This window comes from Methylobacterium iners (genome assembly GCF_022179305.1).
Lineage (GTDB): Bacteria > Pseudomonadota > Alphaproteobacteria > Rhizobiales > Beijerinckiaceae > Methylobacterium > Methylobacterium iners.
Window position 1 is genome coordinate 25,346 of record NZ_BPQP01000041.1, and the last position, 23,828, is coordinate 49,173.

At 69.9% G+C, this 23,828-nt stretch carries 26 protein-coding genes; 13 read left to right on the forward strand and 13 right to left on the reverse strand.

Features of this window, described 5'->3' with window-relative positions:
- Positions 1-160 precede the first annotated feature (160 nt).
- Together MFF55_RS14145 and MFF55_RS14150 are read left to right on the forward strand one after the other, a co-directional pair.
- On the forward strand, positions 161-1,411 hold the full coding sequence (locus tag MFF55_RS14145) for an EAL domain-containing protein (protein ID WP_238244746.1): 1,251 nt from the start codon (positions 161-163) through the stop codon (positions 1,409-1,411).
- Positions 1,412-1,449: 38 nt separating this feature from the next.
- Positions 1,450-2,109: a FecR family protein gene (locus tag MFF55_RS14150; RefSeq protein WP_238244747.1), complete on the forward strand. Its 660-nt coding sequence runs from the start codon at positions 1,450-1,452 to the stop codon at positions 2,107-2,109.
- Positions 2,110-2,171: 62 nt separating this feature from the next.
- Here MFF55_RS14150 and MFF55_RS14155 read toward each other — a convergent pair whose 3' ends face one another.
- Positions 2,172-2,834 (reverse strand): DUF4142 domain-containing protein, encoded by a 663-nt coding sequence (locus tag MFF55_RS14155; RefSeq protein WP_238244748.1) that lies wholly within the window; start codon positions 2,832-2,834, stop codon positions 2,172-2,174.
- A gap of 224 nt (positions 2,835-3,058) precedes the next feature.
- Positions 3,059-3,274, reverse strand: a complete 216-nt coding sequence (locus tag MFF55_RS26995) for a hypothetical protein (protein ID WP_306421429.1) — start codon at positions 3,272-3,274, stop codon at positions 3,059-3,061.
- Between MFF55_RS26995 and MFF55_RS27000 the strand changes: the two genes are divergently transcribed.
- Positions 3,251-3,610: a hypothetical protein gene (locus tag MFF55_RS27000; protein ID WP_306421430.1), complete on the forward strand. Its 360-nt coding sequence runs from the start codon at positions 3,251-3,253 to the stop codon at positions 3,608-3,610. The genes MFF55_RS26995 and MFF55_RS27000 overlap by 24 nt on opposite strands.
- A gap of 66 nt (positions 3,611-3,676) precedes the next feature.
- On the opposite strand, the gene MFF55_RS14165 is transcribed toward MFF55_RS27000, so the two are convergent.
- Positions 3,677-4,771 (reverse strand): replication protein RepA, encoded by a 1,095-nt coding sequence (locus MFF55_RS14165; protein ID WP_238244750.1) that lies wholly within the window; start codon positions 4,769-4,771, stop codon positions 3,677-3,679.
- A gap of 560 nt (positions 4,772-5,331) precedes the next feature.
- Between MFF55_RS14165 and mazG the strand changes: the two genes are divergently transcribed.
- Positions 5,332-6,168 (forward strand): nucleoside triphosphate pyrophosphohydrolase, encoded by an 837-nt coding sequence (gene mazG, locus MFF55_RS14170; protein ID WP_238244751.1) that lies wholly within the window; start codon positions 5,332-5,334, stop codon positions 6,166-6,168.
- Positions 6,169-6,193: 25 nt separating this feature from the next.
- Here the strand turns inward: mazG and MFF55_RS14175 are convergent, their stop codons facing one another.
- From MFF55_RS14175 to pabB, 4 genes are read right to left on the reverse strand one after another with little or no spacing between them, the layout of a single operon-like run.
- Positions 6,194-6,586, reverse strand: coding sequence for a DoxX family protein (locus MFF55_RS14175; RefSeq protein ID WP_238244781.1), 393 nt, complete (start codon positions 6,584-6,586; stop codon positions 6,194-6,196).
- 53 nt (positions 6,587-6,639) lie between these two features.
- Positions 6,640-7,494 carry an aminotransferase class IV gene (locus MFF55_RS14180; RefSeq protein ID WP_238244752.1) on the reverse strand — a complete coding sequence of 285 codons (855 nt, stop codon included), beginning with the start codon at positions 7,492-7,494 and terminating at the stop codon, positions 6,640-6,642.
- Positions 7,481-8,107 (reverse strand): anthranilate synthase component II, encoded by a 627-nt coding sequence (locus tag MFF55_RS14185; RefSeq protein WP_238244753.1) that lies wholly within the window; start codon positions 8,105-8,107, stop codon positions 7,481-7,483. Before MFF55_RS14185 ends, MFF55_RS14180 begins: the two co-directional genes overlap by 14 nt.
- Before the next feature lie 4 nt (positions 8,108-8,111).
- Complete coding sequence (gene pabB, locus MFF55_RS14190; RefSeq protein ID WP_238244754.1) at positions 8,112-9,494, reverse strand: aminodeoxychorismate synthase component I; 1,383 nt, start codon at positions 9,492-9,494, stop codon at positions 8,112-8,114.
- A gap of 250 nt (positions 9,495-9,744) precedes the next feature.
- Between pabB and rimO the strand changes: the two genes are divergently transcribed.
- Positions 9,745-11,079 (forward strand): 30S ribosomal protein S12 methylthiotransferase RimO, encoded by a 1,335-nt coding sequence (gene rimO, locus MFF55_RS14195; RefSeq protein ID WP_238244755.1) that lies wholly within the window; start codon positions 9,745-9,747, stop codon positions 11,077-11,079.
- Positions 11,080-11,397: 318 nt separating this feature from the next.
- Here rimO and MFF55_RS14200 read toward each other — a convergent pair whose 3' ends face one another.
- From MFF55_RS14200 to MFF55_RS14220, 5 genes are all read right to left on the reverse strand, one after another.
- Positions 11,398-11,598, reverse strand: a complete 201-nt coding sequence (locus MFF55_RS14200; protein ID WP_238244756.1) for a hypothetical protein — start codon at positions 11,596-11,598, stop codon at positions 11,398-11,400.
- A gap of 97 nt (positions 11,599-11,695) precedes the next feature.
- Positions 11,696-12,325 (reverse strand): bifunctional nicotinamidase/pyrazinamidase, encoded by a 630-nt coding sequence (gene pncA / locus MFF55_RS14205; protein ID WP_238244757.1) that lies wholly within the window; start codon positions 12,323-12,325, stop codon positions 11,696-11,698.
- 77 nt (positions 12,326-12,402) lie between these two features.
- Complete coding sequence (locus tag MFF55_RS14210) at positions 12,403-13,377, reverse strand: quinone oxidoreductase family protein (protein WP_238244758.1); 975 nt, start codon at positions 13,375-13,377, stop codon at positions 12,403-12,405.
- A gap of 72 nt (positions 13,378-13,449) precedes the next feature.
- Positions 13,450-13,833 (reverse strand): DUF3307 domain-containing protein, encoded by a 384-nt coding sequence (locus MFF55_RS14215; protein ID WP_238244759.1) that lies wholly within the window; start codon positions 13,831-13,833, stop codon positions 13,450-13,452.
- A gap of 88 nt (positions 13,834-13,921) precedes the next feature.
- On the reverse strand, positions 13,922-14,617 hold the full coding sequence (locus MFF55_RS14220; RefSeq protein WP_238244760.1) for a DJ-1/PfpI family protein: 696 nt from the start codon (positions 14,615-14,617) through the stop codon (positions 13,922-13,924).
- 190 nt (positions 14,618-14,807) lie between these two features.
- Here MFF55_RS14220 and MFF55_RS14225 point away from each other — a divergent pair, with 190 nt between their 5' ends.
- From MFF55_RS14225 to MFF55_RS14240, 4 genes are read left to right on the forward strand one after another with little or no spacing between them, the layout of a single operon-like run.
- Entirely contained in the window at positions 14,808-16,505 is a 1,698-nt protein-coding gene (locus tag MFF55_RS14225) for an ArnT family glycosyltransferase (protein ID WP_238244761.1), read from the forward strand.
- 23 nt (positions 16,506-16,528) lie between these two features.
- A complete protein-coding gene (locus MFF55_RS14230) occupies positions 16,529-17,254 on the forward strand; it encodes a glycosyltransferase family 2 protein (protein WP_238244762.1) in 726 nt (241 codons plus the stop codon).
- A complete protein-coding gene (locus tag MFF55_RS14235; protein ID WP_238244763.1) occupies positions 17,248-17,571 on the forward strand; it encodes a lipid-A-disaccharide synthase N-terminal domain-containing protein in 324 nt (107 codons plus the stop codon). Before MFF55_RS14230 ends, MFF55_RS14235 begins: the two co-directional genes overlap by 7 nt.
- The gene (locus MFF55_RS14240; RefSeq protein WP_238244764.1) at positions 17,568-18,164 is read left to right on the forward strand and encodes a pyridoxamine 5'-phosphate oxidase family protein; all 597 of its coding nucleotides are present in this window, start codon (positions 17,568-17,570) and stop codon (positions 18,162-18,164) included. The genes MFF55_RS14235 and MFF55_RS14240 overlap by 4 nt, the downstream gene beginning before the upstream one ends.
- 4 nt (positions 18,165-18,168) lie before the next feature.
- On the opposite strand, the gene metC is transcribed toward MFF55_RS14240, so the two are convergent.
- Positions 18,169-19,356 (reverse strand): cystathionine beta-lyase, encoded by a 1,188-nt coding sequence (gene metC / locus MFF55_RS14245; RefSeq protein ID WP_238244765.1) that lies wholly within the window; start codon positions 19,354-19,356, stop codon positions 18,169-18,171.
- Between the two features lie 217 nt (positions 19,357-19,573).
- Between metC and MFF55_RS14250 the strand changes: the two genes are divergently transcribed.
- The 4 genes from MFF55_RS14250 (at position 19,574) to MFF55_RS14265 (ending at position 23,807) form a co-directional block, all read left to right on the forward strand.
- Positions 19,574-20,572, forward strand: a complete 999-nt coding sequence (locus tag MFF55_RS14250; RefSeq protein ID WP_238244782.1) for an amino acid ABC transporter substrate-binding protein — start codon at positions 19,574-19,576, stop codon at positions 20,570-20,572.
- Between the two features lie 192 nt (positions 20,573-20,764).
- Entirely contained in the window at positions 20,765-21,928 is a 1,164-nt protein-coding gene (locus MFF55_RS14255) for an amino acid ABC transporter permease (RefSeq protein WP_238244766.1), read from the forward strand.
- Positions 21,925-23,064 carry an amino acid ABC transporter permease gene (locus MFF55_RS14260; protein WP_238244767.1) on the forward strand — a complete coding sequence of 380 codons (1,140 nt, stop codon included), beginning with the start codon at positions 21,925-21,927 and terminating at the stop codon, positions 23,062-23,064. Before MFF55_RS14255 ends, MFF55_RS14260 begins: the two co-directional genes overlap by 4 nt.
- Entirely contained in the window at positions 23,061-23,807 is a 747-nt protein-coding gene (locus MFF55_RS14265) for an amino acid ABC transporter ATP-binding protein (RefSeq protein WP_238244768.1), read from the forward strand. The genes MFF55_RS14260 and MFF55_RS14265 overlap by 4 nt, the downstream gene beginning before the upstream one ends.
- The last annotated feature ends 21 nt before the right edge of the window (positions 23,808-23,828 follow it).

Sequence of the window (23,828 nt, forward strand, 5' to 3'; positions counted from 1 at the left end):
CTGCACGGGACGGAACCTGCGCACGATCGCGTGAAGATTCGGACAAGACTGTCTTCGTGCGATGCCGGGCCGTTTTGCACCGACGACCGGGCAGGGTTGCTTAAGCATTCTCTGCCAGCGTCCGGCCCGTACCAGAGCTTCGCGAGACCCCGACGCGCCGATGTCAGATGCCTACGCCCGGGTGATCCTGCCTGCCGGCTCTCCCCTGTTCGAAGAGGGGGAGGCGGGCCGCGCGGCCTATCTCATCGTCGAGGGCGGGATCGAGATCTTCCTGCGCCGCGAGGGCGGCGAGGTCCGGCTGGCCACGCGCGGCGCCGGCGAGATCGTCGGCGAGATGGCGCTCCTCGATGCGGGCCCGCGCTCGGCCTCCGCCCGGGCCGCCTCCGATTGCAGCCTGATCCCGATCACCGAGGATCAGATCCGCTACCGGACGAGCCAGCTCGATCCGATCCTGCGGATGTTCCTCGGCGTGGTGCTCGCCCGCTACCGCGACCTGATGCCGTTGCTGAACCGATCCGGCCCCGGCTCGGACCTGGCGGCGGGGACGGCTCCGGTGGGGTCGAATGCCGCGATCGCGCGCCTGATGATGGAGCGCGACCTGCGCCGGGGCCTGGAGGCCGGCGAGCTCGAATTGTTCTTCCAGCCGATCGTGCGCCTCGCCAGCGGCTCGATCGCCGGCTTCGAGGCCCTGATGCGCTGGCGTCATCCGGAGCGCGGCCTCGTCCCGCCCATCGAATTCATCCCGGTGGCGGAGGAGAGCGGCCTCATCGTCGAGATCACGCAATGGGCGCTCTCCGAGGTCGGCCGCGTGCTGCCCGAGATCATGCGGGCCGCGCTCCATAACGTCGCCGAGCTCGAAGGCCCGCCCTTCATGAGCGTCAACGTCTCCGGCCACGACCTCGCCCTCGTCGGGTTCCCCGCGACCATCGCCGACATGCTGGCGCGCACGGGGCTCGCCCCCGAGAGCCTCAAGATCGAGATCACCGAGAGCATCCTGATGCACGACCCCGCCAAGGCGGCGCAGGCGCTCGAGCTCTGCCGGGAGAGCGGCATGGGCATCGCCATCGACGATTTCGGGACCGGCTATTCCTCGCTCAGCTACCTGACCAACCTGCCGATCACGACGCTCAAGGTCGACCGGGCCTTCGTCCAGGCGATGATGCGCGAGCCGCGAAGCCGCAAGGTGGTGCAGACCATCCTGCGGCTCGCCGACGAGCTCGGCATCCCCGTGGTCGCCGAGGGCATCGAGGCCGAAGCCGAGGCCGAGGCTCTCGTCGCCATGGGCTGCGCCTTCGGCCAGGGCTACCTGTTTGGCCGCCCGACGCCGCTCCCCGAGACCCTGACGCTGACCCGGGCCTGGCGGCGCGACCGCAGGCTCGGCCCAGCCTTCCCTTCCGCAGCGCGGGCCTGAGGCCCGCTTCCCCTTCGACGAGACCGGACGACCCCGCCATGCCCCTGTCCCTTGCCTTCCCCCCAATCCGTCGCGGCCTCGCGACCGTCGCCACGCTGGGCCTCCTCGTCGGCGCGCTGACGGAACCGGCGGGGGCCGCGAACCTCGTCGGCCGGGTCGACAAGGTGGAGCGCCAGGCCGTCGCCGTGCTCGGCGGCGAGGCCCGCGACATGGCGCTGAGCGGGCCGGTCTACTTCCGGGACATGATCCGGACGGGCGGGGCCTCGCGCCTCGAATCCAAGCTCGCGGACGGGACCGTGCTCACGCTCGGCGAGCACGCCAAGATCACGGTCGACGAGTTCGTCTATCGGCCCGACCGGCAGGGCGGCAAGCTCGGGCTGACCGTGGTGCGCGGGGCCTTCCTGTTCGTCGGCGGCAAGATCGAAGGGCCGACGGGTGGCAACGTCGCGATCAAGACGGCGGTCGGCACGCTCGGCGTGCGCGGCACCACGGTCTGGGGCGGCCCCATCGACGGCGGCTTCGGTGTGCTCGTCCTCGATGGCCTCGTGACCCTCCGCACGGCGCGCGGGAGCGTCACCATGCGCAAGGGGCAGGGGACCATGGTCTATCCCGGCCGTGCGCCTCAGGTCGCCGCGCCCTGGCCGGAGGACCGGACCAAGCGCGCGGTGGCGACGATCAGCTTCACGCCGCGGCGCTAGGTCGTGGCACGCGGCCGGGCCTCGAGACCCGGCCGCGCCAGTCGTTCAAGCCTCCAAGGCGTTCAGCCCTGGACGGGACCCATCATCGCCTGCATCCGCGAGAGCGCCGCGATGTGCTGCCGGATCAAGGGCAGGGAACTGCGCGCGATGCGGCGCAGACCCGGATCCTCGCCGCTCTCGGCATAGGCGCCGTGGATCTGCAGGGCCTCCTGGTGGCCCATCAGCGAGGCGTTCACGAAGGTGGCGTCGTATTGCGGGCCGGGCTGGAGGCTCGTGAGCTGCGAGAGCATCGCCGCCTTCTGCTCGTCGGACGTCATCCGGCCGCCCGGAACGCCGAGCACGCCGCCCACGACCCCGGCCGTGGCGCCGGCGACACCACCGGCCACGGCGAGCGGGGCGGCCACGAGACCGCCGACCAAGCCGCCGGGCCCGGGCGCGGCGCCACCGTCAGGGCCGATGCGACCGGTATAGGCGTCGATCTTGTTGGCGAGATTGACCTGCTCTATGATCTCGGCGCGGGTGAACTTGCGCAGGGCCGGGTTGTTCGTCTTGCCGTTGGCGTCGCGGGCCGTGTTCTCGAGGAACAGGCCACCCTTGGTCGCCATGTTCAGGTAGGCGCCCGTCGGCATCGCGCCGGCCGGCGTTCCCTGTGCGAGCGCCGTGCGGGTGACGGCCAGCGCCGCGGTGGCGGAGGCAAGGCTGATGAGAAGATCGCGGCGATGCATCGATCGGCTCCATGTGTGAGGATCTGGCGCCGGACCCGATGGGACGGGTCCGAGTAATCTTCCCGCAACCTCCCCTGCTGCCGGGTTGTTCCCACGCCGTGCCTGAACCGGTGGTCGTACCTCGCCGGGGCGGCTTTTCCCAAGATCGCTCGCGTTTTCAATCGCTTACGGTCAAGGTCGCCGCGTCGCCCATCATCGTCCACGGCCGCGGATCGGCGGAATGTTCAGTCGGCGCCGATCGCCTGCGCACCCGGAGCCTCGACCGTGTAGACAGCGTCGCCCAGGCGGCGGAGCGGGCCACCAGGGCCTGAGCGCTTCCACAGCCGGGTGTTGAGCGCCGCCACGGGATCGATGCCGGGAAGCGTGAAGCCCTGGGCCGTCAGGCGATCGAGGATGTCGCGCGCGTGGAGCGGCTGATGGGCCTGCGTCAGGATCGCCATGACGGCAGCGATCAGGGCACGGCCGCGCTGCCGGGCGCCGTCGGGTTCGAGCTCACCCTCCCGTGGCGGAGAAGGACCGGGGCTGGGAGCGGGAGCCTCATCGATGGCGGATGGAACGGCAGGGCCTCGTTCGACGGAGGTCCGATCCCCGAGATCGGTTCCGACCGCGGCAGGCAGACGTCGCCCGAGCTCAAGGTAGAGAAGATGATCGGCGATCAGGCGATCGAGCGCATCGCGCCGATTGCGGAGATCCGCCAACCTGGCCTCGGCCTCGGCTTCGGAGAGGAACATGATGCGTTCCGACTTTCCATTCCGTTCCTAGAACGCACATTCTAAGGGAAGTTGATGGAATGGGAAGAGAGAACACAAGATCGGAACGGAAGATGAGGTTTGCCGACCGCGCTACGCGGCGGTCGCCTTTGCCGTGCGCTTCAGGGGGCGTGGCGGGACGAGGAGCAGCGCCGGATCGGCGGGCTGGAGCAGCATGCCGTTATCGTCGAGCGCGATGGGCAGCTTGGGAAAGACCTCGCGGAGATGGGCGAGGTCGGTCTTGAAGGCCTGTTTGAAGCTGCGGATGCTGGCGTTGTCGGCGCCGAACTGCCGGTGCAGGTTACCCCAGGTCAGGCGTAGCGGACGCTGCAGGACGCGCAGGCGGTAGCCGACCCAGAACAGGAGGTCGAGCTTGCGCGCGGATCCCGAGAAGGCCCGGGCCGCCCGGATGTCGACGGGGAGGGCGTGCCGGATGAGGTTGTCGTAGAAATCCTGATGGAACTGGACGGTCTTGGAGCGGGCAAGTCCGTCCGTCGCGCCCTGCGGCAGCCAGAGGTCGAGCTGACGGAAGGGCGGGACGTTGAGGGTGCTCGCGGTGTCGCTGCCGTCCCACAGCCCGATCTGCATGGTGCAGGCGGCCAGCCGGTTGAGCTGCTCCTTGAACTGCCGGATGGTGCCGCGCTCGCCCCCGGTCACGGCAAAACCCATCTCCTTCATGAAGCCCGACAGGCTCTGGGCCACCGCGACGGTGGGGCTGCGCTGGCGCACGGCCTCGGTGCAGAGGTGGAGCAGCACCAAGCGGGCCTTGGGTCCGTAGGGGAGGCCCTGCGGCTCCATTTCGCCGTTGGCGGGGTTCTTCAGGCGTCCCGCCAGCAGGCTGAGGGAGTTGCGGCCGTATTCCCGGAAGAATTCCCGGGCGTCACCCGGATCGCGGTAGGGCAGGCCGCAGAGCGCCAGCACGGAGTGGATGTGCTGGAGGTTCTCAGGCGCCGTTGGCTCGTTCTCGATGACCTCGCGGACGACGTCGCGGCGCCGGGCGTCCCGCGGCATCTCCTGACGTCGCGCGAGGCGGGAGCCTTCGGCGAGCCGGGCAGCGTCGCGTTCGCGCTGCCGGTGCAGGATGTGCTCGAGGATCGTTCCAAACAGGAAGCTGCCGCGCGCCGCCTCGACCTCGGCGAGGAGATCGGCATCGTGCACGCCGGCGATCTTGTCTTCGATGCCCCCCACCTGGTCCTCGCGCCGCGACCCGCTGCAGGGCCTCTCCCGACCAAGGTCGATAAGCGGCTGCGGTTCAACCGTGTCGGGCAAAGGCAGGCGCACTTATCCAGAGAATCCACGCTGTGGGCGGCTATCGCCAGGAATCGGCCGTCGGATCACGAGGGGCAGTTGTAGCTCCTCGCAGGCACCATACCCACTCTTCACAGGGAAAGCCCGATATCCCGCGCCGAGTCGAATACGCCCCCACGCAGAGTTCGATGCATGCGACGTCCGAGCCCGCGCAGAGTTCGATACGGATGCACGCAGAGCCCGATACGCCGACGCGCAGAGTCCGATACGCAAACCGCAGGCAAGTCGCTGACGGACATGAGCTTATGGCCCCCGCATATAACTTCTCACAATGACTCTCTGAGAATCGCAGACGAATAGCTTTTCTACTCGCGAGGAGCCTGCCGCAGAGACAGTCCACGCCCATCATTGATGTTTTCTATCGGAATATTCCCTGTTTTTACTGCGCCTATCCACATCCCGACCTCGTCTTTTCCCCCGCCGAAGGTATTTCGTCCCTCATGTCAGCATCCGACACAGCCGAGCCCGCTTCAGGGATCCTTAAGCTCTTTCGCCTGATGGCCGATCTGCGCGATCCCGAACGTGGCTGCGCCTGGGATCGCGCCCAAACTTTCTCCACCATCGCCCCCTACACGATCGAGGAGGCGTACGAGGTCGCCGATGCGATCACACGCGGCGATCACCTCGACCTGCAGCAGGAACTCGGCGACCTCCTGCTCCAAGTCGTCTTCCACGCCCGCATCGCCGAAGAGGCCGGGCTGTTCCGTTTCGAGGACGTCGTCGAGGCCGTTGTCGGCAAGCTGATCCGGCGCCACCCCCATGTCTTCGATGCCGACGGCAGGCTTCTGGCTGAACAGGCGCCGCAGGATGAGGAGACCGTTGGGAAGATCTGGGAGCAGGCGAAAGCCCGCGAGCAGGAAGGGCAGGGTGACCCAAGCGGCAACCCGCTCTCTGGCATTGCACGCAGCCTTCCCGCCCTGATGCGGGCCGAGAAACTCTCGCGAAAAGCCGCCGGCTACGGCTTCGACTGGCCCGAGCCGCGGGAGGTTCTCGCCAAGGTGCGCGAGGAACTCGACGAGATCGAGGAAGCCATGGGGATGGGCGATCCCGCGAAGATCGACGAGGAGATTGGCGATCTCCTGTTCTCGGTCGCCAATCTCGGCCGCCACTTTGGAATAAAAACGGAATATTCTTTATCGAAAGGGAATGACAAGTTCGAGCGCCGCTTCCTCGCCATGGCTGACAAGCTCAGGGCGGAGGGTCGTCCCCTGGAGGAGGCAGACCTCGCGGCCATGGAGGCCGCCTGGCAGACGGTGAAGCGGGACGAAGCGACGTGATGGCGTCTCCCCTGGTCCGGCCTACTCAGCGCGGTGGATCGGCCTTGGCGGCCCCGAAGGGCCAGTCGGTCAGGTGGACCGCGTAGAGGGCGAACCAGACCAGCACCGGCTGCAGCGCGAGACGTGGCCCGTGATACCACCAGGAATCGGGTAGTCCCTCGACGGGGATTGCCTCCCAGGCATGCTTCATGTTGGCGGGAAAGACGCAGATCGCATAGGCGGCGAGCAGGCCTCCGGCGAGGCGCAGCCAGCGCGGCAGCAGGAGGGCGACCGCGCCGGCGAGCTCGCAGAGGCCCGTCGCGATGAGGGTGAGACGGGGCGCCGGCACCCATTCGGGCACGATCGGCAGGATCCTGTCGGTGGCAACCAGATGGGCGAGGCCGACGCCGCCGTAGAGGACAACGAGGAGCCAGCGCATCCAGGCGCGATCCCGGGGCGGCTCTCCCTGCGCCCGGGCGCCAAGTCCTCGTCTCACGCCAAGGTCTCTGGCGGAACGTTGCATTCCGCGGCGAGCGCGGTCCTCAGAGCGCCGACGATCCGCTCCAAAACCGCGTTCCCGAGGCTGGCGACGGGCGTCGTGCCGAGAAGCGGCACCGGGGCGGCGAGCCGCAGGGAGTTCGTCACGAAGAGCGCGTCGGCCCCTTCCAGCTCGGCGAGGGCGAGCGAGCGCTCCGCGGAGGTCAGCCCCAGCTCCGGGCCGATCCGGCGGAGGATTTCGGCACGGATGATACCGTCGAGCACGCCGTCGCCGAGCGGCGGCGTCACGAGCGTTCCGCCGAACACCGCGAAGATGTTGCCCGTGCCGGCGCAGGCGACCATGTCGCTCGTGTTCAGGAACAGGGCCTCGTCGAAGCCCTGGCGGCGCGCCTCGTCGGCGGCGAGGATCGCATCGAGGTAGCCGAGCGTCTTCAGCCGGGCCGTGAGCGAAGTCTGGTTGCGGCGCGCGGCCGCCATCGTCAGGCGCAGCGGCGCGAAGGCGAGGTCCGGGTTCCAGGGCGCGGCGCTCGCCCAGAGGACGGGCGCGGGCTCGGCCGGGGGCGCGAGCCCGCGCGGGCCCGATCCGCGGGTCAGGTTCGTCCGGATCGCCGCCCGCGGCACCGCCCCGGCGAGCGATCGCATGGCGAGCCTGATCCGATCCGAGGGTGCCGCGAAGCCGAGGCTGCGGGCGGCGGCCGACAGGCGCTCGGCATGGGCCGTCTCGAAGGCGACCCGTCCGTTGAGCGCCAGCGCGGTGTCGAACACGCCGTCGCCCAGCAAAAGGCCGCGATCGCCCAGGTCGAAGGGGAGGATGGACCCTGCCTGGAGGGTGCCGTCAAACCAGAGCATCGCGGGTCCCGCGCGAAAGCGCCCCGCCGCTCTCCCGCCACTGGCCGGCGAGATCGAGGAAGTTGCGGAACAGCGCGTGCCCGCCTTCCGTCAGCACGGATTCCGGATGGAACTGGATGCCCCAGGTCGGATGGCGGCGGTGGGACAGGGCCATAACCTCGCCTTCGCTTGAGACCGCATCGACGCTCAGATGCGCGTCCATCTCCGCGCCCGGCGCCACGATGAGGGAATGGTAGCGCCCGACCTGCATCGGCGCGGGCAGGCCCGCGAACAGGCCGTCGCCGGAATGCAGCACCGGCGTCGCCTGGCCGTGGAGAGGGCGTTGCGCCCGCTCGACCCGGCCCCCGAAGGCGTCGCCGATCGCCTGGTGGCCGAGGCAGACCCCGAGGATCGGGACCTCGCCCGTGAGGTCCCGGATGGCGGACAGCGAGATTCCCGCCTCCTGCGGGCTGCAGGGACCGGGCGAGATCACCAGGGAATCGGGCGCGAGCGACCGAATGCCGGCGACGTCGATGGCGTCGTTGCGCACGACGCGCACATTCCCGCCCAGCTCCTCGAGGTAGCGCACCACGTTGAAGACGAAGGAATCGTAATTGTCGACGACGAGGATCATGATCCTAGCCCCCGAAGGCCTGGAAGACCCGGGCCGCCTTGGTCAGGGTCTCGTCGTATTCGCGTCCCGGCTCGGAGAGCAGCGTGACGCCGCCGCCGGCCTGGAGCACGGCGGTCTTCTCGTTCATGAAGACGGTCCGGATCGCGATCGAGGTGTCGAGCGAGCCGTCGAAGCCGATCGCGCCGATCGCCCCGCAATAGAGCTCGCGCGCGACGCCTTCGATCTCGGTGATGATGTCCATGGCCCTGAGCTTCGGTGCTCCGGTGATCGAGCCGCCCGGAAAGGTCGCGCCCAGGAGGTCGAGGGCGTCGAGCCCCGCCCGGAGCGTGCCGGTGACGACGGAGACGAGATGGTGAACCGAGGCGTAGGATTCGAGCCCGCAGAGCACGGGCACCTTCACGCTGTGCGGCTCGCAGATCCGCGAGAGATCGTTGCGCAGGAGGTCGACGATCATGATGTTCTCGGCCCGCTCCTTCGGATCGGCCTGGAGCGCCTCGGCGAGACGACGATCCTCTGCCAAGTCCGTCACGCGCCGGACCGTCCCCTTGATCGGGCGGGTCTCGACCGCGCGGCCCGCGAGCTTGAGGAACCGCTCCGGGCTGCTCGAGGCGACGGTCAGCCCCTCGAAGACGAGGTAGGCGCCGAAGGTCGCGGGATTGGCCGCGCGCAGGCGCTGGTAGCAGGCGAAGGCATCGAAGCCCGGCGGCAGCGCGGCCCTGAAGCGCTGGGCGATATTGGCCTGGTAGATGTCGCCCGCGCGGATGTAGTCGCGCACGGTTTCGACGGCCTGCTCATAGGCTTGACGAGAAAAGTTCGAGTGCCATACGAGCGGCTCCGAGGGCGGGACCGGCGTCTCGGTCCGTGGGGCCGCCTCGAGCAGGGCCGCGAAGGCGTCGAGCCGGGCCTCCGCTCGAGCCGCGCGGGCGGCGGGCGCCGTCTCCGGAAAGCCCGTGGCGATCAGCCGGCAGGACCCCGTGGCATGGTCGATGGCCAGCAGCGTGTCGTAGAGGTTGAGGGCGATGTCGTCGCACAGGCCCGCCCGCCGCGGCGGGATCGCGGTGCGCTCCAGCGCCTGCCCGAAATCATAGGCGACGTAGCCGATCGCCCCGCCAGGGAAGGCGGGCAGGTCGGGAACCGGGTCGATCCGGTAGGGCGCGAGGCAGGCCCGCAGGGCGACCAGCGGCGCTCCGTCGAGCGCCCGCCCGTCGAGGCTCGCCCGACCGTCGCGGCAGCGGAAGCGGCCGAATGGATCGGCGGCCAGGACCGAGACCTGGCCCAGCGTGTCGTGGGTCATGGCGCTGTCGAGGAAGGCGAGGCCGGGCAGGCGCAACAGCGCCGCCGCCGCCGCGACGGGCTCGATGGACGGGATCTCGCGGGTCCAGATCATGGGGCCGGTGTCGGAGCTTCGGTGGTCGGTCGGGCGTCGGGCGCGCCGCCCTTATGCACGTTCGCACGCGCCGTGCCGCCGCGAAATCCCGACGCGGTGCCGTGCACCCGGTACATGACGCCACGGGCGCAAAGCCCTGCCAGGCCTGCGTGGCTCGCAAGACGGCGCCGATCTGGCTATAGGCTGTGCGTTCCTCACGTCCCGCATCCCCACGGCCCGTCGGTTCCGACCCGGGTCCGAGCCGAACCGCATGCCCCTTCCTGTCAACGCCGACCGAGCCGCCCCGAAAATCTCCTTCGTCTCGCTGGGCTGCCCCAAGGCGCTCGTCGATTCCGAGCGCATCCTCACGCACCTGCGCGCCGAGGGCTACGAGCTTGCGCGCCGGCACGACGGGGCGGATGTCGTCATCGTCAACACCTGCGGCTTCCTCGATTCGGCCAAGGCGGAATCGCTCTCCGCCATCGGCGAGGCGATGGCCGAGAACGGCCGCGTCATCGTCACCGGCTGCATGGGCGCCCAGCCCGAGGAGATCCGCGCGAAGTACCCGAACCTGCTCGCGGTGACCGGGCCGCAGGCCTACGAATCCGTGGTCGCCGCGGTGCACGAGGCGGTGCCGCCGGTCCACGACCCCTTCCTCGACCTCGTGCCGCCGCAGGGGGTGAAGCTTACGCCGCGGCACTACGCGTATCTCAAGATTTCAGAGGGTTGCAACAATCGCTGCACCTTCTGCATCATCCCGTCGCTCCGTGGCGACCTCGTCAGCCGGCCGGCGGGCGACGTGCTGAGCGAGGCTGAGAAGCTCGTGAAGGCCGGCGTCAAGGAGCTTCTGGTGGTCTCCCAGGATACCAGCGCCTACGGCGTCGATATCCGCTACGCCGCGAGCCCCTGGGGAGACCGCGAAGTACGGGCGAAATTCGCGGATCTCGCCCGCGAACTCGGCAGCCTCGGCGCCTGGGTCCGACTCCACTACGTCTACCCTTATCCGCATGTCGACGAGGTGATTCCCCTCATGGCCGAGGGCCGGGTGCTTCCCTACCTCGACATGCCGCTCCAGCATGCCTCACCCTCGGTGCTCAAGCGCATGCGCCGCCCCGGCAATCAGGAGCGCCAGCTCGAGCGTATCCGGCGCTGGCGCGAGATCTGCCCCGACCTCGCGATCCGCTCGACCTTCATCGTCGGCTTCCCCGGCGAGACCGAGGCCGAGTTCGAGGAGCTGCTCGCCTGGATCCGGGAGGCCAGACTTGAGCGGGTCGGCTGCTTCGAATACGAGCCCGTCGCGGGTGCCACCGCCAACAGCCTCGGCGATCCTGTCGCGCCCGAGGTCAAGGCCGAGCGCAAGCGGCGCTTCATGGAGGCGCAGCAGGGGGTCTCGCTGCGGCTGCAGAAGGCCAGGATCGGCAAGCGGCTGCCCGTCATCATCGACGAGGCGAGCGGCACTGTCGCGAAGGGCCGCTCGAAGTACGACGCGCCCGAGATCGACGGCAGCGTGCACGTGACGTCGCGGCGCCCGCTACGGGTCGGCGACATCGTCACCGTCAAGGTCGAGCGCGCCGACGCCTACGACCTGTTCGGCAGCGCGGTCTGATACGGTTTCGGGCTGATTGGATCAGGACTTTGCGGCTGACCTCCCTCTTGGGAAGAGAGGGCTATACGGATGGGTCTCCATCGACCGGACGCGGCTCTTCCCGTGTCATTCCGGGGCGCCGCAGGCGAGCCCGGAACCCATAGCCGCTGACATAGCAAGCTGAGGAACTGTCAGCGTTTCTGGGTCCCGGGTTCCGCTTCGCGGCCCCGGGATGACAAGCGTGAGGGCTCGGTCCCGGCATCATTGCCTCTGCACGAACGCCCACGGAGCCCGGTCGCTTCGCGGCTTCCTTCGTATGACGACTTCGCGTCGCGAGAGTCAGGCGTTCTTGCGGGGCCGGTGGTTCGGGTCGATCCCGCCTTCCCGGGTGGTCTCGTTGTCAACGTCGCCCTCGAAGGTGGATTCGCCCTCGAGGTCCAGCGGGTCGCGGCCCGTCATCCCCTTCGAGGTTCCGATTCCGGGATTGCCCTTCAGGTCCGCGTCGGTCGGGACGTCGGTCTTCATATGCTTCGTCGACATGCGCGCTCCATCCTGGTTGAGATCCCTCTGAAACGCGCTCGCTCTCGGCCAAGTTACGCCGGCGTGCGCCCCTGACGCGGGCCAGGAGGCTCTGGGGTCAGCCGTTGATCCGATCGCTCGTCGTTCGCTCCACCCCGGCGCGGACCATGCGGTCCCAGGCCTGTCCGAGCGAACCATCGTGGTCGATCGCCCGGCAGGCATCCTCGACGACGAGCGCCTCGAACCCCGCCTCGCGCGCGTCCGTGGCGCTCCAGGCGACGCAGTAATCGGTGGCGAGCCCGCACAGGACGAGGCGGGTGAAGCCGCGCTCGCGCAGGTAGCCGGCGAGCCCGGTCGGGGTGCGGCGGTCGGCCTCCAGGAAGGCCGAGTAGCTGTCGACCTCGCGCCCATGACCTTTACGGATCACGAGCTCGGCCCGGTCGACCGCGAGGCCGGGTACGAAAGCCGCCCCCGGCGTGCCCTGGACGCAATGGTCCGGCCACAGGACCTGGGGTCCGTAGGCGAGGTCCACGGTCTCGAAGGCGGCCTTCCCGGGATGGCGCGTGGCGAAGGAGGCGTGCCCCGGCGGGTGCCAGTCCTGGGTCAGCACCACGTGACGGAACCGGGCGGCGAGCGCGTTGACCGGACCGATCACGCTATCGCCGTCCGGAACGGCCAGCGCGCCGCCCGGCAGGAAATCCACCTGCACGTCGATGACGACGAGAACGTCGCGCTCACCCGGCTTCATCGCGCTCCTCGGGTCCCATGATCTCGCGATTCCATGATCCTGCGGTCCCGTGATCACGGCGTCCCAGGATCACCCAATCATGGGAGCATCACCGTTGCGCCCGTAGTCTGACGGCCGGCGAGGTCGCGATGCACCTGCTGCACGTCCGCGAGCCTCGCTTTCGCATGGACGGGGATCTTCACGGCACCGCTCGCCACCACGGAAAAGAGATTCTCGGCCATGGATTCGAGGGTGGCGCGGTTGCCCGCGTGGGCGAAGAGGGAAGGCCGCGTCGCGAAGAGCGACCCCTTCTGGCCGAGCAGCCCCAGGCTGAAATTGTCGACCGGGCCGGAGGCCGCGCCGAAGCTCACGAACATCCCGAGCGGGCTGAGGCAATCGAGGGAGGCGGGGAAGGTGTCCTTGCCCACCCCGTCATAGACCACCGGCACGCCCCTGCCCCCGGTGATCTCGCGGACGCGGGCGGCGAAATCCTCGTCGCGGTAGAGGATGACGTGGTCGCAGCCATGCGCCCGGGCGAGCTCGGCCTTCTCGGCCGAGCCGACAGTGCCGATCACCGTGGCGCCGAGGTGCTTGGCCCATTGCGAAAGGATCAGCCCGACGCCGCCGGCCGCGGCGTGGAAGAGGATCGTGTCGCCGGGCTTCACCTTGTAGGTCCGGTGCAGCAGGTACTCGGCAGTCAGGCCCTTCAGCATCATCGCGGCGGCGGTGGCGTCGTCGACGCCTTCCGGCACGTGGACCACGTCCTTGGCCGGGATGATCACCTCTTCCGCGTAGGTGCCTTCGCCCGCGGCATAGGCGACGCGGTCGCCGATCTGGAAGCCGGTCACGCCCTCGCCGAGCGCCGCGATCTCGCCCGCGCCCTCCTTGCCCGGCGTGAAGGGCAGGGACGCCGGCTTGTAGGCGCCGGTGCGAAAGTAGATGTCGATGAAGTTGACGCCGATCGCCGTCTGACGGACCCGGACCCGTCCGGGCCCGGGCTCGACCGTGGCGACGTCCTCGTAGGCCATCACCTCGGGCCCGCCATGCTCGTACACCCGAATCGCCTTCGGCATCGTCATCGCTCCTTGTTTCGATGGAAGCGAGATATGCGGTCTGCGCCCGCGGGCAATGGCCCGACGGTGCGGTTACAGGCTGAGGAAGGCGGTCACCAGACCGAGATCGGTCAGGGCGTGCAGGAGCTGATCGAAGCCGAGCAGCCACCAGAAGCCGGCCTGCGCCGGAACCAGGCGCGTCCGCTGGGCGACCAGCGCCTTGCCGCGGTCGACCGCGAAATGGATCATGAAATCGACGAGCGCCAGCCACCACAGGCGCGGGACGAGGAGGAGGGCGATCGCCAGCGTGAACGCGGCGTGGCAGGCGGCGTGGGCGCAAAGAGGCCCGAGCCAGTGCTCCGATCGCTCCTTGCCCCGGGCCATCCATTCCGTCTGCAGCACGAAATCGGCGAGGTAGTGCTTGGCCGCCATGAGCCCGGCCAAGGCCGTGACCGTCCAGACCGGGACGAGGTTCATCGGCGTGGCGTCCCGATCGTTGAGCGATGTTCTGATATTCGCCTAAGTTAAAGACGTGTGTTTTGAATTAAAAGCGACGACCGAGGTCTCACCATTGACTGCGCGGAACGGACTGCCCCGTCAGCGCCTCGACGATCGCCTCGCGCTCGGCGCGGCTGGCGCGCAGCCGGGAACGCGCCGCAGCCAACACCGCTGGATCAACGGCTTCCGGCGTTCCCGCCTTGAAGGGCGGAGCGGGCGCATATTCGAGGGCGAGCTGCGCGGCCTGGGCCGCGGGCTGGCCCGCAAGCTCCGCGTAAAGTGTGAGCGCGAAGTCGATCCCGGCCGTGACGCCGCCTCCGGTCAGGAAGCGTCCATCGCGGACCACCCGCTCGGCAATCGGAAGCGCGCCGAAGGCGGCGAGAAGGTCGTGGGCGGCCCAGTGCGTGGTCGCGCGCACGCCCCGCAGCAACCCCGCCGCGCCGAGGACCAGGGCGCCGGTACAGACCGAGGTGACGTAGCGCGCGGTCTCGGCCAGGGACCGCAGGAAGGCCAGCCACGCTTCGTCCCGCATCAGCGCGTTCACCCCGACCCCGCCGGGGACGCAGACCACGTCGAGGGCCGGGCAATCCGCCCGCCGCGTCGTCGGCATCAGGATGAGGCCGGTCGCGCTCCGGACGGGGTCGAGCTCCTCGGCCACGATGTGCACCGTCGCGTCGGGCAGGGAGGCGAAGACCTCATAGGGCGCCGTGAGGTCGAGCTGCTGGACGCCGGGAAAGGCGAGGAGACCGATCTGGAGGGGCATGGCGTCATCTCCGTGGGCACCGGCCATACCTAACGCCTGATGCCGCGCGAAAGCATCCCGGCCCTGGCCTGGATTTGACTTTCAGGGCCGCATCCTCGAAGGGAGCGCCCGTCGCGGCATCGTCCGAAGCTCTTGCGCCGGCTGCCGGCCTGGAGCCGCTCATGACCGCCTTCACGAGCTCGCCTCGTCCATGACCAGCCTCCGCGCCGACGCTTCCACGCGGGGCGACGCCGTCGCGTTCCTCGAAGGCGTTCCCGGCCTTGCGGCCCGCAGCCACGCCTGGGCCTGCGCGAGCCTCCTTGCCCTCTGCCTCCTCTGCTTCCTGCCGGGCCTGTCGTCGCTCCAGCCCATGGATCGGGACGAGCCGCGCTTCGCCCAGGCCTCGAAGCAGATGCTGGAGACGGGCGACTTCGTCGACATCCGCTTCCAGGCCGAGGCCCGCCACAAGAAGCCGGTCGGGATCTACTGGGCGCAGAGCGCGACCGTCGCGGCCGCCGAGGCGATGGGCCTGGAGCACGTCCGAACCACCATCGCCCTCTACCGGATTCCGTCGCTGCTCGGGGCGATCGTGGCCGTGCTGCTGACCTACTGGGCGGGGCTCGCCTTCCTGCCGCGGCGCGGGGCGTGGCTCGCCGCCGCCCTGTTCGGGGCCTGCCTGATGCTCGCGGCCGAGGCGCGTCTGGCCAAGACCGACGCCGTGCTCACCGCCTGCGCGGTGGCGGCGATGGGGGCGCTGGCGCGGACTTGGCTCGGACGCGCGGAGCGCAGGCCCGATATGGGCATCGTTCTGGTGTTCTGGCTCGCGCTTGCCATCGGCATCCTCGTGAAGGGGCCGATGGTGCCGCTCTTCGCGGGCCTTGCCGCCCTCGTGCTCTCGATCCGCGAACGCTCCGGCGCCTGGCTCTTGGGTCTCAGGCCGTTGCTCGGGCTCGGACTCGTCCTCGTCCTGGTCGCGCCGTGGTTCATCGCGATCACCTGGAAGAGCGGCGGCGCCTTCTACGAAGCCTCGGTCGGCGAGGACATGCTCGCCAAGGTCGCCTCGGGCCGGGACAAGCACTGGGCTCCGCCGGGCAGCTATGCGCTCGCCTTCTTCGCGACCTTCTGGCCCGGCGCCGCCTTCGCGGCGCTGGCCATCCCGTTCGCCTGGGCCAACCGGCGCTCGGACAATGTGGCCTTTCTCCTCGCCTGGATCGTGCCGGCCTGGCTGGTGTTCGAGGCGGTGCCGACGAAGCTGCCGCATTACCTGCTGCCGGTGATGCCCGCGGTGACGATCCTCACCGTGCTGGCGCTTCTGAACGGCGCACTGACCGCAAAACGGCCCGGCGCGCGCTGGGTCGCCGCCCTGGTGGTGCTGATCCCCGTCGGCGTCACGGCCATCCTCCTCGCGGCGGCCTGGAGCTTCGACCGGACCATCCCCGTGGCCGGCCTGCCCCTGCTCCTCGCCTCCTGCGTCATGGCGGGGCTCGCCTGGCTTCTCTTCACCCGCGATCGGCCGGAATCGGCGCTGGGCCTCGCGATCCTCGCCTCCGCGCTGCTCGCACCCGCGGTGTTCGGCCTGACCCAGCCGGTGCTCGCCGCGCTGAAGGTTTCGCCGCGGCTCGCCGCGATCCGCGACGGTCTCGCCTGTCCGGATCCGCGCGTGGCGAGCCTCGGCTACCGCGAGCCCAGCCTCGTCTTCCTCGTCGGCACCAACCTCGTCATGCTGGATTCCGCGGCGCAGGCCGCAGATTTCCTCAAGGCCGGCGGCTGCCGGCTCGTCTTCGTCGAGAGCCGCTTCGCCGCCGATTTCGCGTCGGCGTCCGACGCGGTTCCGGCGGCCAGGGTCGCGGGGTTCAACATCAACTCGGGCCGGCGGGTCGAGCTCTCGGCCTACGCGGTGGTCCCGTGAACGGCCAAGGCTTTGATGCGCCCATGCGGCTCTCGATCGTCATCCCGGTGAAGAACGAAGTCGGCAACGTCGCCGGACTCGTCGAGGAGATCGAGCGGGCCTGCGCGACGCTCGCGCCCTTCGAGGTGGTGTTCGTCGACGACGGCTCCACCGACGGCACCGCCGAGGCGCTCGCCGAAGCCCGCATCGGCCGGCCCTGGCTGCGCGTGCTGCGCCATGCCCGCAACGCCGGCAAGGCCGCCGCCATGCACAACGGCGTCGCCGCCGCTCAGAGTGCGGTCATCGCGATGATCGACGGCGACGGCCAGAACGATCCGGCCTTCATCCCCGTCCTCCTCGCGGCCTTGGAGGAGGGGGGGCCCGGGGTCGGCCTGGCACAGGGGCAGCGCGTCGGCCGCAAGGACGGCCGCTTCAAGACCTTGCAGTCGCGCATCGCCAACGGCGTGCGCGTGCGCCTCCTGCGCGACGACACCCGCGACACCGGCTGCGGCATGAAGATCTTCCGCCGCGAGGCCTATGCGACGCTGCCGGCCTTCGACGGGCTGCACCGCTTCATGCCGGCCCTGCTGGCGAGCCAGGGCTTCGCCGTGGTCCATCGCGACGTGGTCGACCGGCCCCGCTTCAGCGGCCGCTCGAATTACGGCCTGTTCGACCGGCTCTGGGTCGGGCTCCTCGACCTGGCCGGGGTCTGGTGGCTGATTCGGCGCAAGCGCCCGGCACCGGCCGCGAGCGAGGTGCCGCCGTGCTGATCCAGCTTTCTGAGGATCTGCGGGGCTACGTCTACGACGTGTTCGTGACGCGGTTCGACTTCTGGCTGGTGTTCGGGCTCGCCGCGCAGCTCGTGTTCGGCTCGCGCTTCCTGCTGCAATGGATCGCCAGCGAGCGGGCGGGGCGCAGCGTGATGCCGCTCTCGTTCTGGTTCCTCTCCATCGCCGGCGGGATGATGACGCTGGTCTACGGGTTCGTCCGGCGCGAGCCCGTGATCATCTTCGGCCAGGCCCTCTCCACGATCATCTACCTGCGCAATCTCATGCTGATTTTGCGCGAACGGCGCGGAAAGCGGTGACACCGCTCCCGGCCTTTCACGACGACCTCGAGGCCTGTCGTGCGGAGGCTTGGCGGCTCTTGCGGGAGGGCGCCCGGCGCAACCGCGCGGGTTTCCACACGCCGGCCCTGGCCACGATCGACGGGCAGGGCCGGCCGCGGGTCCGGACGGTGGTGCTGCGCGAGGCTGATCCCGTGGCGGGCACCCTGCGCTTTCACTGCGATCGCCGCTCGGGCAAAGCGGCCGAGATCGCCGCCAGCGGTTTTGCCGCCCTGCACGGCTACGATCCCGCGAGCAAGGTCCAGATCCGGGCGGGCGGGCCGGCGCGGCTCCATACGGACGATGCCCTGGCGGACGCCGCCTGGGAGGGTTCGCTGGCGATGAGCCGGGTCTGCTACGGCACCGTTCCGGCACCCGGCTCGGTCGTCCCGACGGGCGGCGGCTACAGCTTGCCAGAGGACGCCGCCGCCATCGCCGCGGGCCGCGCGAACTTCGCGGCCGTGATCGTCACGGTCGAGACCCTCGAATTCCTCTATCTCGACCGGCGCGGCCACCGTCGCGCAGGCTGGACGCGTGAGGGGGCGGACTGGGCGGGCGCTTGGCTGGTGCCGTGACTTGCTACCGCGCCGCCCGCAGCCGGGCGAAGCCCGCATCGAGGTCGGCCTTGAGGTCGTCGAGGTCTTCGAGCCCGATGTGGAAGCGCAGCCCCGGGCCTCCGGGCTCCCAGCTTGTGGCGGTGCGGTAGGCCTTGCAGTCGAAGGGGATGACGAGGCTCTCGAAGCCGCCCCAGGAAAAACCCATCCCGAAGAGCTCGAGGCCATCGAGCATCGCGGCCACGGCCCCGGCTGAGGCCGGCTTCAGGATGACGCCGAACAGCCCCGAGGCGCCCGAGAAATCGCGCTTCCAGATGGCGTGGCCGGGGTCGTCCGGTAGGGCGGGATGAAGGACGCGCAGCACCTCGGGACGCGCCTGCAGCCACTCCGCCATCGCGAGGGCCTGCTGGCCGTGCTCGCGCAGGCGCAGCGCCATGGTGCGCAGGCCCCTCAATCCCAGAAAAACATCCTCCGGCCCGGCGCACATGGCGAAGTGGTCGAAGGTCCGGCGGAGCGCCGGCCAGTGCTTCGCGTTGGCCGTGGTCAGCCCGAGCAGCAGGTCCGAGCCGCCGCTGAGATACTTGGTGCCGGCCTCGATCACGAGGTCGACGCCGCGCGCATGAGCGGGAAACAGGAGCGGCGTCGCCCAGGTGTTGTCCATGATCACGCTGCCGCCGCGCGCGTGCACGGCCTCGGCGATGGCCGGCACGTCCTGCATCTCGAAGCTCTGCGAACCTGGCGCCTCGACGAGGACGGCCCGGGTGTTCGCCCGCAGCGACGCGACGATGCCGGCGCCGATCAGGGGATCGTAGTACTCGATCTCGACGCCGAAGCGGGCGAGCACCCCGTCGCAGAACTGCCGCGTCGGACGGTAGGCGGAATCGGTGACGAGCAGGTGGTCGCCCGCATTCACCACGGACATCAGGGCGACGGTCACCGCCGCGAGGCCCGAGGGCGTGAGCACGGTGCCTGCCGCCCCCGACAGCTCCGTCCAGGCCTGCGCCAGTGCCTCGATCGTCGGCGAACCGGCCGTGCCGTAGGTGAAGCGGGCGCGCCGATGCTGGAGGTCGTCGTAGGTCGGGAACAGCACCGTCGAGCCGCGATAGATGGGCGTGTTGACGAAGCCGTGCTGGGCCGAAGGGTCGCGCCCAGCATGGACGAGGCGGGTGCTTGGCCCGAACCGGGCTGGATCGCGGGGCGGGGTATTGGCCATCGGTACCCTGGGGGAGGGATGCTGCGCCGCAATCACGCCCGCTTGGTCCTCCGGCGTCAACCCGGCCCTTGACCGCGCCGGCGGGTTTGAGGGCAATGCGGGCGCCGAGAAAGCAGGCGAATCCGATGCGAGGGCCGATCCCATTCCCCTGAAGGACGCAATACCCGCCGGCTCTTCCTTCGGGCGAAGGGCGGGCTCGCGCCCCGTTCGATGGGGGATCGGAATCCTGGCGGCGGCGCTCCTCCTCGCCCCTCCCGCCCAGGCCCAGGGCATCCTCGCGCAGGTGAAGGCGCGCGGCCACCTCGTCTGCGGCGTCAGCCAGGGTGTGGCGGGCTTCAGCATGCCCGACAGCCAGGGGCAGTGGCGCGGGCTCGACGTCGAGTTCTGCCGGGCGATGGCCGCAGCGATCTTCGACGATCCCGACAAGGTCCGCTTCATCCCGCTCGCCTCGCCCGCCCGCTTCACCGCCGTGCAATCGGGCGAGGTCGACGTCCTCGCCCGCAACACCACCTGGACGCTCGCCCGCGACACCGCGGCGATGAATTTCGGCGCGGTCAATTTCTACGACGGCCAGGGCTTCCTGGTGCGCAAGGACCGCAACATCGCAGAGGTCCGCCAGCTCGACCGCGCCACGATCTGCCTGCAGCAGGGCACCACCACGGAGCTCAACCTCGCCGACTGGTTCCGGGCCCATGGCCTGACCCAATCGGTCGTCACCTTCGCCAACAGCGAGCAGACGCTCAGCGGCTACGAATCTGGGCGCTGCGACGCCCTCTCCACCGACAAGTCCTCGCTGTTCGGCGAGCGCCTCAAGACGGCCGATCCGGAGGCGCACGTGATCCTCGACGAGCTCATCTCGAAGGAGCCCTTCGCCCCCGCCCTCCGCCAGGGCGACGACCAGTGGCGGGACATCGTCACCTGGACCCACTATGCCATGCTGAACGCGGAGGAGGCGGGCCTGACGCGCGAGAACGTCGAGGCGACGCGCAAGGCGCCGGCGAGCCCCAATGTCCGCCGCATCCTGGGGCTGGAGGGCCGGTACGGCCAGGATCTCGGCCTGACCAACGACTGGGCCTTCCGGATCATCCGGCACGTCGGCAATTACGGCGAGGTCTTCTCGCGCAATGTCGGGGAGGGCTCAGCCCTCAAGGTGCCGCGCGGGTTGAACGCCCTCTGGACCCAGGGCGGCCTCCAGTACGGGCCGCCGATCCGGTGAGGGGCTCGGCTTCACGGATCGCACGACGGAGCCTGAACGGATCGCAGGCAAGGCTCGGGTCCCCTCTCCCATTGGGAGAGGGACAGGGTGAGGGGCGTGCCCCCTCCGGAGAATGCGCTCCCCTCACCCCAACCCTCTCCCCCTGGGAGAGGGAGCTCGTCGCGGGTCCCGCGACCGTCGAGCGGGCGTCGCATGGCTGATTCCGCTCTCGCCCCCAAGCTCCGCCTCGCGGTCCAGGCCGGCCTGCTCCTCGCGGTGGCGGCGCTCGCCTACGGCGCGACCACCAACGCCGCGGACAAGCTCGCCCGACAGGGCATCGTCGCGGGCTTCGGCTTCCTCCGGCGGGCGGCCGGGTTCGACATCTCCCAGACCTTGATCCCCTACGCCGCCGCGACGGCGACCTACGGCGAGGCGATCCTTGTCGGGCTCCTCAACACGCTGCTCGTGGCGAGCCTCGGAATCGTGCTGGCGACGATCCTCGGCTTCGTCGTCGGCATCGCGCGCCGCTCCCCCAACGCCCTCGCCCGGGGACTGGCCGCGACCTACGTCGAGACCCTGCGCAACCTGCCGCTCCTCCTGCAATTGCTGGTCTGGTACGTGGCGGTGCGGGTGGTGCTGCCGCCGGCCCTGGAGCCCGCGGTCTTCGCGGAGGGCGCCTTCCTGACCCAGCGGGGGCTGTTCCTGCCCCGACCGGACTTCTCCGGAACGGGCTGGCTCGTGCCCGCGGCCTTCCTCCTCGGGATCGGCGCGACGCTCATCCTCGCGCGCCTGTCGCGCCGCCGGATCGAGGCCGGCCGGACGCCGCTGCCGGTGCTCGCCGCCGGGAGCGGCCTGATCCTCGGGCTTCCGGCCCTGGCCTGGATCGGCCTCGCGCTCGCGGGCCGGGTCATCCCCATCGCCTTTCCGGCGCGCGGGCCCTACGACATCGAGGGCGGGCTCGCCGTGCAGCCGGAATTCGCCGCCCTCCTCATCGGGCTCTCCACCTATTCGGCCGCCTTCATCGCCGAGATCGTGCGCGCTGGCCTCGACAGCGTCGCCCGCGGGCAGGAGGAGGCGGCCCAGGCGCTCGGCCTCAACCGTGCCCAGCGGCTGCGCCTCGTGGTGGTGCCGCAGGCGATGCGGGTGATCGTGCCGCCGCTGACGAGCCAGTATCTCAGCCTGACGAAAAACTCCTCGCTCGGCGTGCTGATCGGCTATCCCGACCTCGTCCACGTCACGATGGGCACCGTGCTCAACCAGACCAACCAGGCGGTGGAGGCGGTGGCGATCACCATGGGCATCTACCTCGCGCTCAGCCTCGTCACCTCGGTCGCGATGAACCTCTACAATCGCCGCGTCGCCCTGGTGGAGCGATGAGCGAGACTTTTCTCCGCACGGCCGAGGTGCCGCCCCGGGCGCCGCCCGCGGCTGTCGGCGGGCCGTTCGCCTGGGTCCGACGAAACCTGTTCTCGAGCCTCGGCAACGCGGCGACCACCCTCGTGGTGCTCGCGCTCCTCGCCCTCGTCCTGCCGCCGCTCTTCCGCTTCCTCGTCCTCGACGCGGTCTGGACGGGCGGGTCCGGCGAGGCCTGCCGCCCGGAGGCGGCCGGCCGGCCGGTCGGCGCCTGCTGGGCCTTCATCCACGAAAAACTCGGCTACCTCGTCTACGGCTCCTACCCCTTAGCCGAGCGCTGGCGCCCCGACGCGGTCTTCGCGCTGATGCTGCTCGGCGGCGGCTGGATGCTGTGGCTCGACGCGCCGCGGCGGGGCTTGGGCGCCCTGTTCTTCTTCGGCGTCTTTCCGGTCGCCGCCTATCTGCTGCTCGCCGGCGCGCCGGCCCTCGGCCTGAAGCCCGTCCCGACCGGCCTGTGGGGCGGCATGATCGTGACCTTCGTGGTCTCCCTCGTCGGGATCGTGGTGTCGCTGCCGCTCGGCATCCTGCTGGCGCTGGGGCGGCGCTCCGACCTGCCCGTGATCCGCCTCGCCTGCACGCTCTTCATCGAGTTCTGGCGCGGCGTGCCCCTGATCACGGTGCTGTTCATGGCCAACGTCATGCTGCCGCTGTTCCTGCCCGGCGACATCACCATCGACCGGCTGCTGCGGCCGCTCGTCGGCGTCGCGCTGTTCGCCTCCGCCTACATGGCCGAGGTGGTGCGCGGCGGCTTGCAGGCGGTCCCGCCCGGTCAGGCCCAGGCCGCCCGGGCGCTGGGCCTGACGGAGCTGCAGATCCTGCGCTTCGTGGTCCTGCCCCAGGCGATCAAGATCGTGGTGCCCGGCATCGTCAACACCTTCATCGGCCTGTTCAAGGACACGACGCTGGTCTCGATCGTCGGCATCGCCGACTTCATCCGGGTGCTGGAATCGGCCCGCATCGACCCGCGCTGGGCGGCCCCCAGCGTGCCGGTGACGGCCTACGCCTTCGCGGCCCTGTTCTACTTCGCCTTCTGCTTTGGCATGGCCCGCTACGCCGCCTTCATCGAGCGGCGGCTGGCGGCCGGGGAGGGGGCGCGGTGACGGGGGGGAAGGAGCCGCCCGCCGTCGCGATCACCGGGTTGAACAAGTGGTTCGGGTCCCACCACGTCCTGCGCGACGTCGACCTCACGGTGAGGCGGTCCGAGCGGCTCGTGATCTGCGGGCCCTCGGGCTCCGGCAAGTCGACCTTGATCCGCTGCATCAACGGCCTGGAGCCCTACCAGGGCGGCCGCATCGCGCTCGCGGGCACGCGCCTCGATGGGCACCGAGAGGCCGAGATGGCGCGGCTCAGGACCGGCATGGTCTTCCAGAGCTTCAACCTGTTTGCGCACCTCACCGTGCTCGAGAACTGCACGCTCGCCCCGATCCACGTGCGGCGGATGGGACGGCATCGGGCGGAGGATCTCGCCATGGACCACCTTACGCGCGTGCGCATCCCGGAGCAGGCCCGGAAATATCCGGGCCAGCTCTCGGGCGGCCAGCGCCAGCGGGCCGCAATCGCCCGGGCGCTGTGCATGGCGCCGGAAATCATGCTCTTCGACGAGCCGACCTCCGCGCTGGACCCGGAGATGGTCGAGGAGGTGCTCGGCACCATGGTCGATCTCGCCCAATCCGGCATGACCATGCTCTGCGTTACCCACGAGATGGGCTTCGCCCGCCGGGTCGCGGACCGGGTCGTGTTCATGGACGAGGGCCAGATCATCGAGATCGCGCCGACCGACGCCTTCTTCCGGACGCCCCGCCATGAGCGGACCCGGGCCTTCCTCGGGCAAATCCTGCGTTAGAATAGTTTCCGTGATCCCCGG